Genomic DNA, 14,032 nt, shown 5'->3' with positions numbered 1-14,032 from the left:
CGGAAGCGGCACGCGGGTCGGCCGCGAGTGCGTAGTCGGCGGTCCTCCCCGCCGCCGCCGAGCGGTCGTGCACGCGTGCAGCTGGTGCACACCAATTCCGGGAGAAACCGCAGGTCGCGGGCTCGGGAAAGGCATCGTCCGTGCAGCGTTCGCGCAATTCCTCGCCAGGTCGAGGCCGTTGTCGAATACGCAGAACTATGCAGTGCGATGCTGACGGGCTGGGGTTATGACACTCGGGACGCGGGGACCGGCATAATGGTGTGGGAGCCTCCTCTAGCAGGAGAGACAGGGCGTTCCGGGAGTAGCGAGTTGGATACGGAGAGTGATCTATTGGGTTAGTGGTGGGTTATGGGAGTGAGTGGATTTCAGTGGTGGACAGCGGTAATCGGCGGCGTTCAGCGGACCCCGAATCCGCGATTCCGAGTTCCAGAAACTTCCAATTCCTCGGGGATCCGGGGACACGAACCGATCCGGGACGCATTCCGACGACGAACGGGAGACGGCATCACCGTGACCGAGCACGATCAGCAGCAGTGGTGGGACGCGCGCCAGACCGCGGCCTACCTCGGGCTGAGCACCGACACCCTGCGCCGCTACCGGCGCACCGGCATCGGCCCGCCCTGGAGCCGGACCGGGCCGCGCCTCGTCCGGTACCGCCCCGCGGGGGGTCCGGGCGTGGATGGAGCAGCGCCGACGCCTGCAGGAGGGCGCATGAGAACCCGGCGGCGGGACCGCCCGCCGGCCCGCAGGGCAAACGAAGGCCCCCGCGTGCGCCAACACGCAGGGGCCGCTACCACCAGACGACGCGCCAACGTCGCCACATCCAAACGGGGGTTGGGCTCAGTGTCGCACGGGGTGTGCGCCCCGCCGGTGCGGCGGGGGGCCGCGCGGTGAGCGGGCGCCTGGATCGCGTCGTGGACGCGCTGCACGACCACGGGAGCGCCGTGCACCAGGGGACCGGAGGCCACACCGCCCAGTGCCCGAGTCACGCCGACCGATCGCCCTCGCTGTCGCTGGGGGCGGGCCACAACGGCGGGGTGGTCCTGCACTGCCACGCCGGGTGTGGCCCCGAGGACGTGGTGGCTGCCCTCGGGCTGGACATGGCCGACCTGGCCCCCGAGGACACCGGCCACCACCCGCCGGCGCCGCGGGTGGTGGCCACCTACACCTACACCGACGAGCAGGAGCGCCCGCTCTATGAGGTGCGCCGGATCGAGCCGGGGGAGAACGGGCGGGCCAAGACCTTCCGGCCCTACCTGCCCGGCGCGCAGCTGCCCGGCCTGGGCAGGGTGCGCCACGTCCTGTACAACCTGCCGGCGGCCCACCGGGCCGCCGCGGCCGGGCAGCTCGTCTACGTGTGCGAGGGCGAGAAGGACTGCGACCGGCTCGCCGCTTTGGGGTACACGGCCACTTGCAACCTGGGCGGGGCGGGCAAGTGGCGTCCGGAGTACTCCGCGGACCTGGTCGATGCCCATGTGGTCGTGGTCGCCGACCGCGACGGCGGGGGGCTCAACCACGCCCGTCGGGTCGCCACCGCGCTCAGCGAGTACGCCGCCAGCGTCCGCAAGGTCCTACCGGCCGTGGAGCGCGAGCACGCCGACCTGTCCGACCACCTCAACGCCGGGCACGGCCTGGAGGCGCTGGTGCCTCTGGACGAGTCCGGCGCCGAAGCCGAGTCCGGCGACGACGAGTCCGGCGCCGACGGCGACGCGGACCTGCGCGCGTTGGCCGCGGCCTATGCGCCGCTGGACTGGCACGCGCTGTGGGAGCAGACCCCGGAAGAGGTGCCGTGGCTGTGCGAGCCGCTCATCGCCGCCGGGCGCCTGGTCGCGGTCTACTCCCCGGCGAAGGCCGGCAAGTCGCTGCTGCTGCTGGAGGTCGCCGCGGGGCTGGCCACCGGCCGGCCGGTGCTGGGCAACCCGGCGCGGTCCCCTCAGCGGGTGGTCTACGTCGACATCGAGAACTCCGGTGCCGACGTCCAGGAGCGCCTGCAGGCGATGGGCTACGGACCTGGCGACCTGGACAACCTCGTCTACTACTCCTTCCCGTCGCTGCCCGAACTGGACTCGCGTGAGGGCGGGCGCCACCTGCTGGCGCTGGCGGTCGCGCACGGCGCCGAGTTGGTGGTCATCGACACCGTCTCGCGGGTGATCGCGGGCAAGGAGAACGACTCCGACACCTTCCACGCGCTCTACCGCCATGCCTTGGCACCGCTGAAGGGCCGCGGGGTCGCGGTGATCCGGCTGGACCACTCCGGAAAGGACGCCGAGCAGGGCCAGCGCGGCTCCTCGGCCAAGGCCTCCGACGTGGATGCGGTGTGGATGCTGATCAAGCGCAGCGAGACCAGCATCCACCTCAAGCGTCAGGAGTCGCGTTCGGCACACGGGAGCGACCTGGTCCAGCTCACCCGCCGCGGCGAGCCGTTGCGGCACGAGGTGGTCGGCGGCCCGGAGCCGGTCAACGGCCGGGTGAGCGAGGTTGTGGCGACCCTGGACGAACTCGCCCTGCCCGACGCCGTCGGCCGGGATCGGGCGCGCAAGGCCCTCGCCGATTCCGGGCACAAGGTCGGCACCGGCGATCTCGCGGCCGCGATCAAAGCCCGCAAGGATCGCGGCGACCTGTCCGCGACGGCCTCGGGCGAGAACGGGGCCGGCACCGGTGCGGAACCTGTCCGCCCACCTGACCCGCGAATGGAGGAAACCCCAAGCCAGACCTGTCCTGGACAGGGCGCGGACACCCCGGACAGCACCCCTGCGGCTGACCTGTCCGCGCTGTCCCCCTCCCCCGGAGGGGACAGCGGGGCAGCCCGGGTGGACATCCCGGCCGACGGTCTCGTCGGTGCCGGGATGCCGGAGGACTGGGGGGAGTGGTCGGCATGAGCCATGTCGTCGTCCTGCTCGCCCGCGCCAAGGCCGCTGGGCTCACCCTGCGCGCGCTGGACGGGCGACTGCGCATCGCCGGCCCCAGACGCCACGGCGACCTCGGCCAGGCCCTCCTGGAGCGCAAGGAGACGGTGCTGGAGATCCTGCCGACCTACCTGGGGGAGCGCCCTGGCCTGGATTGGTGCCACGGCGGTGTGGGCGAGCTGGCGCCGTGCCTGTTGTGCGGGCGCCCCTCCCTGGTGCGCGACCCCTACGAGTACGTCCCTATGCACAAGCTCTGCGCGGACCCGGCGATCCGGTGGGGCGTGCTGCCCGGGCAGGAGGAGGTCAGCGACACCGCGGCCTGAGCACGCCGCACCCGCGGGGGAACCTCCCTCCCCGCGGGTGCTGGCCGACCGCCTTCAGAGTCGCGAGGGCGCCCCCCGGGGCCGCACACAAAAAGCGGCTGCCTTGCAACGTCGGGGTCGCCGGGGCGGACGCGCCGTGATCAGCGAAGGGCTTCCCCCGGCCGTGGAAACGCCGTCACCGGGGACACGTCGACCGGTCGACCCCCGGCCCGCGCGCGGGTGCGAGGTAGACGGCAGTAGCGGAGACCCCGACCCCGTGTGACGGTCACGCGTGACGTCACGCCCCCTGTCACGGCGTGACACCGGCGTGACGGCCGCCGGTTCGGACGTGCGAACCCCAAACGCGCGCGAGGGTGGTCGGCGGTTCTCGCGCGCGCAGCCGAAAAACACGCGCAGTGGTACCGCGGCCACGCCCGTGGGGGGTGCGCGGGTCACCTCACGGCGACGGCGAAGATCCAACACGCCCTCCCTCCGCACGGGGGTGCACTGCCCCCTCCCGGAGGACTCACGGAGCCCCTCACCGAAGCCGTAGTTACTCGCCGGTTTCAACGCCGGCGGTCAACCAGGGAACTCAACAGCGGGGGAGCGGCGGCCAACACCGGGCCGGACCAACGCGACTGGACCGACCTCGCCCCGCCCCCGCCGGCGGGCCACCGGACACGCGGCCCCGGGGGCGTCGCCCGGACAAAGGGTGTGTAGGAGATGGGGCGGTGGTGGAGAGATGTCGGCGGGTCGTTTCCGCCCGCGAAGCCGCGGCCGCCTGCGCCGATCCCGGCCGGGCCGGCGCCCGCGAGCGCACCACCCTTCGCACCGCCGGTGGAACCGCCCTTCGGACCACTGGCGGCACCGCCGCTGGTACCGCCGCACGAACCCGCCGGGCCTCGTATCGCGTAGCGATACCTGCGTGCTCCCGGACGTGGAAGTGCGTCAGTGACGCGCTCAGCGGCGGCCGGTGAGCGCGTCGAGTCCGCCCGGGTGGGCCGAGTCCAGAGCGTTCATGAGGGCGCGCATGCCCCGCCAGACGCGGTCATGATCATGGGATCGGATCCGCCCGTCGGCCACGGCGGCGGCAACGGCCTCCAGGTGTGCCTGGACCGCGCGGGCGCGCAGGTCGACTCCGGCACCGGCCGGTGCCGCGGGTTTGGGCGAACGCACCGGCGCGGAGCGGGTCCGCGTATGCACCCGAACGGTGTGGCGCTCGACCACCTCGCGGACGGGACCGTCCTCGGCCGAGCGGGCGCGGCCGGCGGCGGCGTCGGCGTCCCGGCGCTCCTGGGCGGTGCGCAGCTCGTAGGCCCGCTGGCGGCAGGAGCGTGAACAGTAGATCTGGTGGCGGGCGCGGGGCGTCAGGTGGATCTCCGCGCCGCACCAGGCGCACTCGCGCAGCACCGGCTGCTCGGTGGTGTGGTCGCGGCCGGCCGCGGGCGCCGCGGAGCGGCGGGGGGTGTCGTCGGTGTCCATGCCCGGCATGCTCCCACCGCGTCACTGACGCGCGATCCGGCACCCGGCAGAGCGTAGGTATCCCCTCGCGGGGATACGGCGGGGCCGCTGGCCGGAGTCATTGATAATGCCACGGTGTGATACGTCGTCACTTCGTCAGTGACGCGATCTGGCCGTGATCGCTGGGGATGCATCGGCGTGGGGGCTTGGGTCGGATCTGCGTGATCGGGGCGCATCGGTCGGTGGTGCTCGCCATGATGGCTCGCATGGATGAGCGCGAGATGGATGTGCGGTTGGTGGGCGGTCCGGCGGACTGGCGGGGGCGGACGGTGCGGATGCCGGTGCCCGCCGACCCGGAAGAGGTCGGCGCCTACCTGATCTCCGAGGACACCCCCGAGCGCCCCGCGGACGAGGACACCGACCCGCGGGCGGTCTATGAACCCGAGCCTGGCGGCGACCCGTGCGAGTGGCATTTCCGTGGGTGGATGCCGTCCTCCCCGTCCGATCCGCCACCGGGGTGGTATCTCGATCCGCCCGCAGGCGAGTCGGGCGGGGCCGCGCACGCGTGAGTTTTCCTCGCGCGGTCTCGTGACCTGCCCGGTTTTCCCACCCGTTTTCCCCACCGCTCCCCGGTCCAGTGGGGGGCCATTCGGGGGTCCAGCTGAGACTGGCCCCCGCCCCGGCGCTGACACCCCAGGACACCCCGCCGACACGGGGTCCAGTCGCGGCCCCGACTCGCCACGACAGTGGCGGTCGCGGCCGAATGACGGCGGCGGGTTGTCCACAGATCTGAGATCGACCTGGCGCTGCCGGGTGGACCGCCGCGATGCTGGTGGTGGCCGGCCTCGGTCGGACCTCGCCCCGACGGGGTGCACACATAAGTCGGCCCCCTGCCGTCCAGGCAGGGGGCCGCATTCGTGGGCGGATGCAGTCTCCGGCCGCCGCGTCACCTTTGTGGTGACGATCGGCTGGGGTGGCGTCCGACGCGGCTCTGGGGGTCGTGCCGAAGGCGCGTAGGGCCTTCCTGCGTGACGCAGTTCATGTCACAGATCCGGGGTCTGAGATCCACTATCGAGCAACCGGGGCGGATCGACCGCCCGGTTCCTCAATGGAGAGGAGACCCATGGATGTCCGTAAGAGCGGCGTGGATCCGGAAGGGCAGCAGGAGCAAACGATCCCGGTGGTGGTTCGTCTGCTCCGCGGCCTCATCGCTGTTGTGTGCGGCGTCGCTTCGCGATGGCGCGCAACGGCTGCGCTGAGGGGGGCTGACCAGGACGGGGTCAGCGCCTACAGGGCCGAGATGTCTGCCTGTCTTCGCCCGGCTTTTCCCGTGCGTATGTGCAGTTCACGGGGATTGCTCGGCGGTTCCGGAGTTCCAGCGGCCGTCATAGACGAGCCGCTACCCGCCGGACAAGCGGGGGGGTGCCGATGAGCCCACCCCGGCTCTTTCTCAAGGAAGGACATCCATGGCAGAGCACGATTCCACCCAGTACGCCCCTGCGCGGTCTAGGACGGAGTACACGACCGAGCAGCTGTTCAGCTCCGGGACCCAGGCGGCCGCCTACATGAGCATGCGCGGCGCGTCGACGGCCGATGCCGAGGATGCCGTGGCCTATGCCTACGGTGAGGCTCGCCGCTACGTGGCCGCCGGCAATTCCGTCCGCAGCCTCACGGGGCTGATGTGTCGGATCGCCTGGTGTTTCTACGCCAAGCAAGTGGACCGCCGCAAGAAGGACGTGCTCTGCGAGGACGTCGCTGAGACGGTGGGGGCGCCGGCGGACTACCGGGACGAGCCCGGCCACGACCTGGAGCTCCAGGAGGGCACCCGCCGGGTGCTGAAGGTCGTGGGCGGCCTGCCCGAGCATCAGCGGGAGGCGATGGTGCTGCGCGTGCTGTGCGACATGGACGACGCCGCGATCGCTCGGCAGCTCGATATCGGTCCGGGGGCGGTGCGCAAGCGCATCGAGCGCGCCCGCAGCGCTCTGAAGGCGATGGGGAAGGAGAGGATCACCGTCGCATTGGCCGTCAGCGACAACGACGTCGGCATGTACGGCTGCCAGTCCTCCGCGAGGAAGAAGAACATCCAGGAAGGAGGCGGGCCGTAGTGGACGAGAATACGCAGCCGGTCTCGGACAGCACGCTCGATCGCGTCTTTGCCGAGGCCGCCGCTGACCTGGAGCAGGCGTGGAAGCGCCGCTTGATCCGGCGGCTTCTGCGCGATGCTGACAGCGGAGACGACGACGAGCTCCGCTACCTTGCCGCCGCGTCGATGCGCCCGTGCCAGGAGCACGTCACCTGATCCGAGCCAGCCCAAGGGCGGTCGGCAGCGCTGCTGCCGACCGCCTCGCTTGTACTCCGCACCCGAGGGGCGGCGACCACGTCGATACGGGAAGAGCCATGCTTGATGTCTGCAGCACCCTCGTGCTGCTGCGTGCCGCAGTAGTGGGGCCCTGCCCTGCAGCTCGCCGACGGCGCCTCGTGGCCCCCGCGCTGCTGGCCGCGGGCGTTCGCCGCCGACGCCACCGGCCTACTGCTGGTGACGCCGATCCGATCACTCGTCGGAACCCCGGGACACCCGAGCCGCAGAAGCGGCTGCGCAGATCTGTCACGTGGTCCGCGGCCCTGAAGCCGCTGTCGTGACAGACCTGAGCTGGGCGCACCCGGGGACGGCCAGATTCCTCCCTCTGGCCGTCCCGCCATGCTCGGTCGGCTTCCCCGCGACGGAAGGCCGGCCTCTCGTTGAGCATCATCCGGTCGATGACATCCCAAAGCCCCGACTCCCAAACAAAACGGACAAACGGGGACTTCCCTTCGGGTTTGCTCGTTAAAGAGTAAAACACAATCACGCGCCATGCGGTGTCATAAGGACTCACGTTACAAAAATTATCTTTCCTCCACAGGCGCTTTAATGTTCACGAACCAGCAGGTCACAGCTTTATTCGGAGTCTATTGGATGCGGAGTGAATCGATCCGGCTCTGTCCTGTATGCCGGTATCAGTCGTCTCGCATAGGTTTTTAGTAGACCGCTCCGGGGGCCGCGACTATCCCCGGAGCGGAGCATTATCCGGTCACCCGACTGCGCCTTCCGCGGCCCCTCCGGCCGCGGGGTGCAGAAGGGCTCTGCTGACATCTCAAAGGAGAGATCATGGCTCTGTCCTGCGTCGAGCACCCTCCTCCGCCCCCGCCCGGGGACGGACCGTGGGTCCGCGTGATCGTCGTCGTGATCGTCGTGGGCTTCGCCGCCTACGCGATGCGCACCGGCCACGACGCGGCCGCTGCGGTGGCCGCAGCGGCCGCACTCGGCTACGCGGCCGCCACCGCCGCCCGGCGCCTGTTCGCCCGCTAACCCGCGCATGGGGGAGCACACCGACGACGGCCCCACGCCCATCAGCGACATCTTCGATCAGACCTATCCGCTCCCGGAGTACTCCCCCGAGGACCGGCTCAAGGCACTGATCTTCTACCTCCGCGCCCGCGCCGGCGCCGTTGAACCGGAACTGCGTCGTAGCGCCGCACTGCTGGGTACCCCCACGGCCGTGCTTGAGGCGCTGTTGGCTGGCGACATGCACACAATGCGCGCCGAGCTGGCCAACGAGGCTGATGGGTGGGGTGTGCTGTCCTCGCTGCTGGCCTACGGCGGTGGTCTGGGAGCCGAATACGAGGTCCTGGCCGTCGCGCTGCGCGAGTTCGAGGAGATAGCGATGGATCCGCTCCAGCGCCGCCGGCTGCCGATCAGCACCGGCATGCTGGAGCGCCGCGGCTACCAGCACAGCGGTGAGGTCGCCACCAGCGGCATCACCGCCGCCACCGATCCGCGGCGCGCGGGTACCCGTCAGGAGCTGCTGGAGGCACTGCACTGCCTGCACTTCCGGGCGGGGCACCCCTCCATGCGGGCGATGGAGACCAAGGCCTCCGCTATCCCGGAGGGCGCCGATACCGACAAGCACATCCCGCGGTCGCACAACACGCTCGGCAAGGTGCACAAGTCCCGCGAGCGGCTCCCGTTCCTGGCCTCCTTCCTGGCCTTCGTGCGCGGGTGCGGCGTCGCCGAACTCGCGGAACTGGCGGCCTGGGAGGACGCCTACATGCGCATCGAGATGCCCAAGCAGCGTGCCCGCGGCCGCGCTATACCCGACCAGAGCAAGGGGGAGGGAGGCTGGAACTCGCCCACCGGGCCGCAGTCGGTGCGGTGAGCGAGGTGTCCTCCGGGGAGGAGCCGCTCCCCGGAGGACACCTGCAGGACGCAGACTGATCCCCGCCCCGATTGAGAACGACCTATGGAGACGCCGATGGCTGCGACCGCCCCCTGCTACGCCGGTGGCCAGTGGAGTCAGATCCACGACTTCTTCGACGAAGCCTCGACCGATGACCGCGATCTGGAGGACGCGCTGAAAGCGGCCGGCTTCGCGCCGTGCCCGTGGTCGGTGATCGGCGACAAGCAAGCCCTGAGCGTGCCGCTGAGTCTCACGGTCTTCGCTCGCACCGACCTCACCTCCGACAAGCCGCATTTCCTGGTCCAGGCCGAAGGCGACAGCCACGGCCCCATCGCCAACGCCTTCGTGCAGACGCTGCCGGACCTGATGGAGCTGCTGTCCCGGTGGGCTCCGGCTGTGCAGTCCGCCGCTGTCACCGCGGCGGTGACGGGCCTCCACGAAGCCCAGCACCCTCCAAACAAAGGGGATACGGCTCTGACGAAGGCCCTGCGGCAGTTCCTGTCCTGACCTGTACGGGGTCCGAATTTTCGACCGCGGCTGAGGCTTTCTGCGTTCGGGTTGTCCACAGATCTGAGATCGACCTGGCGCTGCCGGGTGGACCGCCGCGATGCTGGTGGTGGCCGGCCTCGGTCGGACCTCGCCCCGACGGGGTGCACACATAAGACGGACCCGGCCATCCAGGCCGGGGCCGCACTCGTGGCCGTTCGTCACCTTTGCGGTGACGATCGGCTGGGGTGGCGTCCGGCGCGGCGGGCGTGGCGGCGGTGGGCGACCTGGCGGGCCACACCCATGGCCCGGCCCAGCTCCGCATAAGAGGCCCCGGCCTCGGTCGCAGCCGTCAGCGCCCGGTCCTCCATGGCCTCCAGGCCGGCGCGCAGCGCACCCAACAGCGCCACGGCCGCCAACCGGGTGGCGCGGTCGGCGTCCTCCTCGGCCAGGGCGCACAGGGCGGCCTGGCGCTCGCCGAGCACGGTCAGGGACCCGCGCCAGGCGGCGGCGGCCTCGGCGTCGACGCGGGCGGCGTAGCGGTCGGTGAGGTGTTCCAGCGGGGTCATGGCCAGCGGGTCCTCGGCGTCGGGCCCGGTGCCGCCGGTGTAGGGGTGCAGCAGCGCGGCCAGGCCGATTCTGCGCAGGTGTTCGGCCACGGCGCGGTCGTCGTCGGCGGCGTGGTCGGGCATGCGCGCGGCCAGCGCGTCGGCCAGGGCGCCGGTGCGCGCGTCCGGTGCCCGGTCGGGGTGGGCGGCCCCGGTTTCGCGGGGGCGGTGCTGGGCGGCCAGGACGGCGCCCAGGGCGGTGGCGCGCGGTGAGAAGCGGCGCTGCAGGCGCACGTGGCCGGTGGCCGGGCCCAGTGCCGCGGCCACGGTGTCGGGGGCGGGGCCGTCGGTGTAGGTCCACGCCCAGAGACCGGCGGTGCGGTCGTAGTCCAGGTCCACGGGCTCGGGTGCGGGCAGGCGGCACTGGTCGGCGGCGGCGGCCGCGGCGCGGCGGATCTGGCGTGCGTCCATGCTGTCACCATAGTGCTGACACGCGCTGGTGTCATCATTATGGTGACACGTGATCCTGCGCCGACCCGCCGCGGGCGCCACCCGCACCCGTCACCCCAAGGATGACGTGCTGTCCCTCGGTCGTCGGGCCGGACGCGGATGCGTGAGCGCGTTCAGGTCGGCTCGGTCTCGCCCGCACGGTGGTTGTCGCGTCGGTTGCGGCGGGCCTCGCGCATCGCGGCGCGCTGGGCCGGCTGGACGTAGACCTCGAACAGCGCCTCGTGGATGAGGTCGGCGACGTCGGCCACCTCATGGGCGGAGAACTCCAGTGCGTCGTGCAGGCTCCAGTTGCCCAGCAGCCGCGCTTCGTGCAGGTCGTCGACCACGCTGTCCTCGACCGTCCCCTGCTCCTTGAGGGCGTTGATCTGGGCCTTAAGGCCGCCCTTGGTCGCGCCGCGGTCGGCGCACAGCTTCTCCACGGTCGCGCGGTACATCGCCGCGGCGGCGCGCAGGGCGCCGGCGTGCTCGGCTTCGGAGCCCTCGGCGAACAGCGAGCGGATCTCCTCGGGCACGGCCGGATCCACCTCGCGGGGCGTGCGGCGGGGCCAGGCGAGCAACCGGTGGGAACGGCCAGCGGTCCGGTGCTCGAAGACGACCGCGGTCTCCTTGCAGACCGGGCACTGCCACACAGTCAGAAGGATCCCGTCCGGCGTGTGGAAGCCGCTGGTGGGGGCCGCCTCGTTGTAGGTCGGCCAGAGCTGCAGGTCTCCCCGCTGCTGGTGGCCACTACTGCGGCTCACCGGATTGCAGAGGTTGAACTGGACGTACTTGCCACATGCAGGGTTGGGGCACAGGCCGGCGTGGTCGTCGTGGCCGGGGAGATCTCCGGAGGGCCGTGGCGTGGTCATGGATCCGGGATACCGCACCCCGCCGACAGCGCCCGATGTGTCCAGTTCCTGGCTTCCGATAAGCGAATGTTATCGGAGGCCAGGAATCGTCTTCGGAACAGCGGTACACGAGGGGGACTACTGCTGCTGCTTCGCCTCCCGCGCCCGCCGCATCCAATCTCCGGCCTCATCGTTGCGCCCGTCCTCATACAGCAGCAAGCCGAGGTAGACCATCGCGCCGGTGTGGCCGGCCTCGGCGGCGCGGCGGTACCACTGCTCGGCCTCGCCGGTGCGCCCGTCCACCTTCAGCAGCACGCCGAGGCTGTGCATCGCGCCGGTGTGGCCGGCCTCGGCGGCGCGGCGCCACCACTGCTCGGCCTCCCCGGTGCGCCCGCCCTCCTTCAGCAGCACGCCGAGGCTGAACATCGTGTTGGTGTGGTTGTTGTCGGCGACGCGGCGCCACCACTGCTCGGCCTCCCCGGTGCGCCCGCCCTCATACAGCAGCACGCCGAGGCTGAACATCGCCTCGGTGTCACCGGCCTCGGCGGCGCGGCGCCACCACTGCTCGGCCTCCCCGGTGCGCCCGTCCTCCTTCAGCAGCACGCCGAGGCTGTGCATCGCCTCGGTGTGGCCGGCCTCGGCGGCGCGGCGCCACCACTGCTCGGCCTCCCCGGTGCGCCCGTCCTCCTTCAGCAGCACGCCGAGGTTGTGCATCGCGCCGGTGTCACCGGCCTCGGCGGCGCGGCGCCACCACTGCTCGGCCTCCCCGGTGCGCCCGTCCTCCTTCAGCAGCACGCCGAGGCTGCGCATCGCCCTGATGTCCCCGGCCTCAACGGCCGTGCGCCAGGCGGTCTCGGCCACGGCGCGGCGTCCGGCGGTGTAGGCGGTGACGCCGACCGTGCGGCGGTCCTCCTCGCTCGCCTCCTCAAGCGCCGCCTCCCACACCGCCGCAGGCACCGGATCTTCGCGGGTGAGGTAGTCCAGCGCCCGCCAGCGCTCCTGGCTGTGGTCGGCGGGCACCAGCAGGCCAGCCACCTCGTGGCGCACCCGGGTGGCCCACCCCCACGCCTCATCGGCGGCCTCGGCCGCCGGGGGCGGGGGCGGCAGGTAAAGCTCGGCGACCTCCTCGATCCGGCCCCGGGCCAGCGACGCCGACAGGCCGGTGCGGGCCAGATCCACCGCCGCGGCCACCAGCGCATAGCCCCGGGGATGGCCGGCGGCAGGGCCATGGCGCCAAAGGTCTTCCAGCTGCGGGCCGCCGCCCACGTGGGCGGCCACCCCCACGGTCTCCTGTGCTGCGCCCTCGACCAGGCGCTCGTCGCCGCTGCGGGATGCGCGGTCGCGCTCTTCGGGGCTCCAGTCGGCCAGGACCAGGGCGGGCGTCCGGAGCACGGCATAGCCCACGGCCCGCCCGTCCGATTCGGTGGCGGGTTTGAGGTTCTGGAGCTGCTGCCAGCGGATGGTGGCGGCCACGATCGCCCCGGCCCGGCCCAGCTCCTCGATCAGGGGCGGCTCCAGGCGGGCGTGGGGCAGGCGGCGGTCGAGGTCGTCCAGCCACACCACCCAGCCGCGCCGGCCGCGCCACCGGTGTCGCTTGAGCCATGCGGGCAGGTGGGTGAGGTCGGCGTCCTCGGGCGGGACCACCAGGCGGCGCTTGGGCAGGCTGCGTGCAAGCGCGGCGGCCAGCGCGCGGCTCTTGCCCGCCATGGAGCCCCCGGAGACCAGCACCATCCCGCCGCGCCGGTCGGAGGCCACGGCCCCGAGACGCCGGTCGAGGTCGTCGTCGGCGTCGCGGGGCACATAGGGGGGTTGGCGGCTGCCGTCGGGGCCGGGGCGGGCAGAGTGCACCCCCAGCCGGGCCAGGTCGGCCCGGCTCGTGGGCGCGGCGTTGCTGACCCAGGCAGGCGTCGGGGTACGGCGACCGCGCAACTGATGGGCGCCCAGCACGATCGCCACCGCCAAAGACGCGACGGCGGCAACGGCCCCGACGGCCCCGGCGAGCCCGGGCAGGTCCTTGAACGGGCCGAGATCCCAGCTGCTCGCGGCCCACAGGCCCGCGCAGGTCGCGCTGACCGCCACAAGCACCCAGAACCCGAGCCACCGCATGCGCCGATTCTGCCGCCTCCGCCCCGCTTCCCGCACAAGCGGGCCATAGCGGGGCCGGTGCCGACGAGAAGACGAGAAGAAACGACGTACCGACAGTACGGCGCTACGTCACCCGGGCGACAGGACGCTTGATCACCTCGGACACCGACATCGTCATCAAGGACAACACGGGCGAGACCATCACCCAGACCTTCTCTGACGCTGCAGTGAGCCGGATTCGCGCAGATCACGGATTAGCCCCGGATAACCCGCTTGGCCCGGGATGGGCGAGTTGCCCCAGAGGCGGGGAACGAGGGCAGCGAAGGCGGCCGCTTCCCAGTAATCTGGGTTCCGCATCGCCTTCCTTCCTCCGCCGGTAGTCACCGCGCGGGGCTACCGCCCCGGGATGAAAGGAAGGTGATCACCGTGGTGAAGTCTCACGAAGACGACCGTCCGCCTCAGCGCGGGACGTCACTGCTCGGGCGAGTACTGCTCGCCTGCGGCGCCCGTGTCGTGTGGGAGGCCGTCAAGTGGCTGATCCAGTGGTGGGTGCAAAACGATGGCCCTAGCTGACGGACCGTATCCGTCCCGCTAGGGCCATCACCGAGGGGAGGCCTGCACCAGTCCTTGGCCAGGGAGTGTGCAGGTCTCCCATTATTTCGCCGCTGATCGCGTGAATCGATTCCCGCGCGG

At 71.6% G+C, this 14,032-nt stretch carries 12 protein-coding genes; 8 read left to right on the top strand and 4 right to left on the bottom strand.

Annotated features, from left to right (window positions below; all coding sequences use genetic code 11):
• Positions 1 to 890: 890 nt before the first annotated feature.
• Positions 891 to 2,879, top strand: a complete 1,989-nt coding sequence (locus HNR25_RS25190; protein WP_184640657.1) for an AAA family ATPase — start codon at positions 891 to 893, stop codon at positions 2,877 to 2,879.
• The gene (locus HNR25_RS25185; protein WP_184640655.1) at positions 2,876 to 3,229 is read left to right on the top strand and encodes a hypothetical protein; all 354 of its coding nucleotides are present in this window, start codon (positions 2,876 to 2,878) and stop codon (positions 3,227 to 3,229) included. Before HNR25_RS25190 ends, HNR25_RS25185 begins: the two co-directional genes overlap by 4 nt.
• Before the next feature lie 939 nt (positions 3,230 to 4,168).
• Here the strand turns inward: HNR25_RS25185 and HNR25_RS25180 are convergent.
• Positions 4,169 to 4,690 carry a hypothetical protein gene (locus tag HNR25_RS25180; protein WP_184640653.1) on the bottom strand — a complete coding sequence of 174 codons (522 nt, stop codon included), beginning with the start codon at positions 4,688 to 4,690 and terminating at the stop codon, positions 4,169 to 4,171.
• A 245-nt stretch (positions 4,691 to 4,935) separates the two neighbouring features.
• Between HNR25_RS25180 and HNR25_RS25175 the strand changes: the two genes are divergently transcribed.
• The 6 genes from HNR25_RS25175 (at position 4,936) to HNR25_RS25150 (ending at position 9,390) form a co-directional block, all read left to right on the top strand.
• Positions 4,936 to 5,238, top strand: a complete 303-nt coding sequence (locus HNR25_RS25175; RefSeq protein WP_184640651.1) for a hypothetical protein — start codon at positions 4,936 to 4,938, stop codon at positions 5,236 to 5,238.
• An 897-nt stretch (positions 5,239 to 6,135) separates the two neighbouring features.
• A complete protein-coding gene (locus HNR25_RS25170; RefSeq protein WP_184640649.1) occupies positions 6,136 to 6,774 on the top strand; it encodes an RNA polymerase sigma factor in 639 nt (212 codons plus the stop codon).
• On the top strand, positions 6,774 to 6,968 hold the full coding sequence (locus HNR25_RS25165; protein ID WP_184640647.1) for a hypothetical protein: 195 nt from the start codon (positions 6,774 to 6,776) through the stop codon (positions 6,966 to 6,968). Before HNR25_RS25170 ends, HNR25_RS25165 begins: the two co-directional genes overlap by 1 nt.
• Positions 6,969 to 7,814: 846 nt before the next feature.
• A complete protein-coding gene (locus HNR25_RS25160; RefSeq protein ID WP_184640645.1) occupies positions 7,815 to 8,015 on the top strand; it encodes a hypothetical protein in 201 nt (66 codons plus the stop codon).
• 7 nt (positions 8,016 to 8,022) lie between these two features.
• Positions 8,023 to 8,862, top strand: a complete 840-nt coding sequence (locus HNR25_RS25155) for a hypothetical protein (RefSeq protein WP_184640643.1) — start codon at positions 8,023 to 8,025, stop codon at positions 8,860 to 8,862.
• Between the two features lie 96 nt (positions 8,863 to 8,958).
• Positions 8,959 to 9,390, top strand: coding sequence for a hypothetical protein (locus HNR25_RS25150; protein ID WP_184640641.1), 432 nt, complete (start codon positions 8,959 to 8,961; stop codon positions 9,388 to 9,390).
• Positions 9,391 to 9,590: 200 nt separating this feature from the next.
• Here the strand turns inward: HNR25_RS25150 and HNR25_RS25145 are convergent, their stop codons facing one another.
• From HNR25_RS25145 to HNR25_RS25135, 3 genes are all read right to left on the bottom strand, one after another.
• A complete protein-coding gene (locus tag HNR25_RS25145; protein WP_184640639.1) occupies positions 9,591 to 10,388 on the bottom strand; it encodes a hypothetical protein in 798 nt (265 codons plus the stop codon).
• Between the two features lie 152 nt (positions 10,389 to 10,540).
• Complete coding sequence (locus HNR25_RS25140) at positions 10,541 to 11,275, bottom strand: DUF4145 domain-containing protein (protein ID WP_184640637.1); 735 nt, start codon at positions 11,273 to 11,275, stop codon at positions 10,541 to 10,543.
• A 117-nt stretch (positions 11,276 to 11,392) separates the two neighbouring features.
• Positions 11,393 to 13,360 (bottom strand): tetratricopeptide repeat protein, encoded by a 1,968-nt coding sequence (locus tag HNR25_RS25135; RefSeq protein WP_184640635.1) that lies wholly within the window; start codon positions 13,358 to 13,360, stop codon positions 11,393 to 11,395.
• Positions 13,361 to 14,032 lie beyond the last annotated feature (672 nt).

The organism is Streptomonospora salina, assembly GCF_014204715.1.
Lineage (GTDB): Bacteria > Actinomycetota > Actinomycetes > Streptosporangiales > Streptosporangiaceae > Streptomonospora > Streptomonospora salina.
This window is presented reverse-complemented; position numbering and strand designations above follow the sequence as displayed.

Excerpts from the sequence above, each read along its gene's own strand:
- HNR25_RS25185 (WP_184640655.1), top strand. The coding sequence starts at position 2,876 with ATGAGCCATGTCGTCGTCCTGCTCGCCCGCGCCAAGGCCGCTGGGCTC.
- HNR25_RS25180 (WP_184640653.1), bottom strand. The coding sequence starts at position 4,690 with ATGGACACCGACGACACCCCCCGCCGCTCCGCGGCGCCCGCGGCCGGC.
- HNR25_RS25175 (WP_184640651.1), top strand. The coding sequence starts at position 4,936 with ATGGATGAGCGCGAGATGGATGTGCGGTTGGTGGGCGGTCCGGCGGAC.
- HNR25_RS25170 (WP_184640649.1), top strand. The coding sequence starts at position 6,136 with ATGGCAGAGCACGATTCCACCCAGTACGCCCCTGCGCGGTCTAGGACG.
- HNR25_RS25160 (WP_184640645.1), top strand. The coding sequence starts at position 7,815 with ATGGCTCTGTCCTGCGTCGAGCACCCTCCTCCGCCCCCGCCCGGGGAC.
- HNR25_RS25155 (WP_184640643.1), top strand. The coding sequence starts at position 8,023 with ATGGGGGAGCACACCGACGACGGCCCCACGCCCATCAGCGACATCTTC.
- HNR25_RS25150 (WP_184640641.1), top strand. The coding sequence starts at position 8,959 with ATGGCTGCGACCGCCCCCTGCTACGCCGGTGGCCAGTGGAGTCAGATC.
- HNR25_RS25145 (WP_184640639.1), bottom strand. The coding sequence starts at position 10,388 with ATGGACGCACGCCAGATCCGCCGCGCCGCGGCCGCCGCCGCCGACCAG.
- HNR25_RS25140 (WP_184640637.1), bottom strand. The coding sequence starts at position 11,275 with ATGACCACGCCACGGCCCTCCGGAGATCTCCCCGGCCACGACGACCAC.
- HNR25_RS25135 (WP_184640635.1), bottom strand. The coding sequence starts at position 13,360 with ATGCGGTGGCTCGGGTTCTGGGTGCTTGTGGCGGTCAGCGCGACCTGC.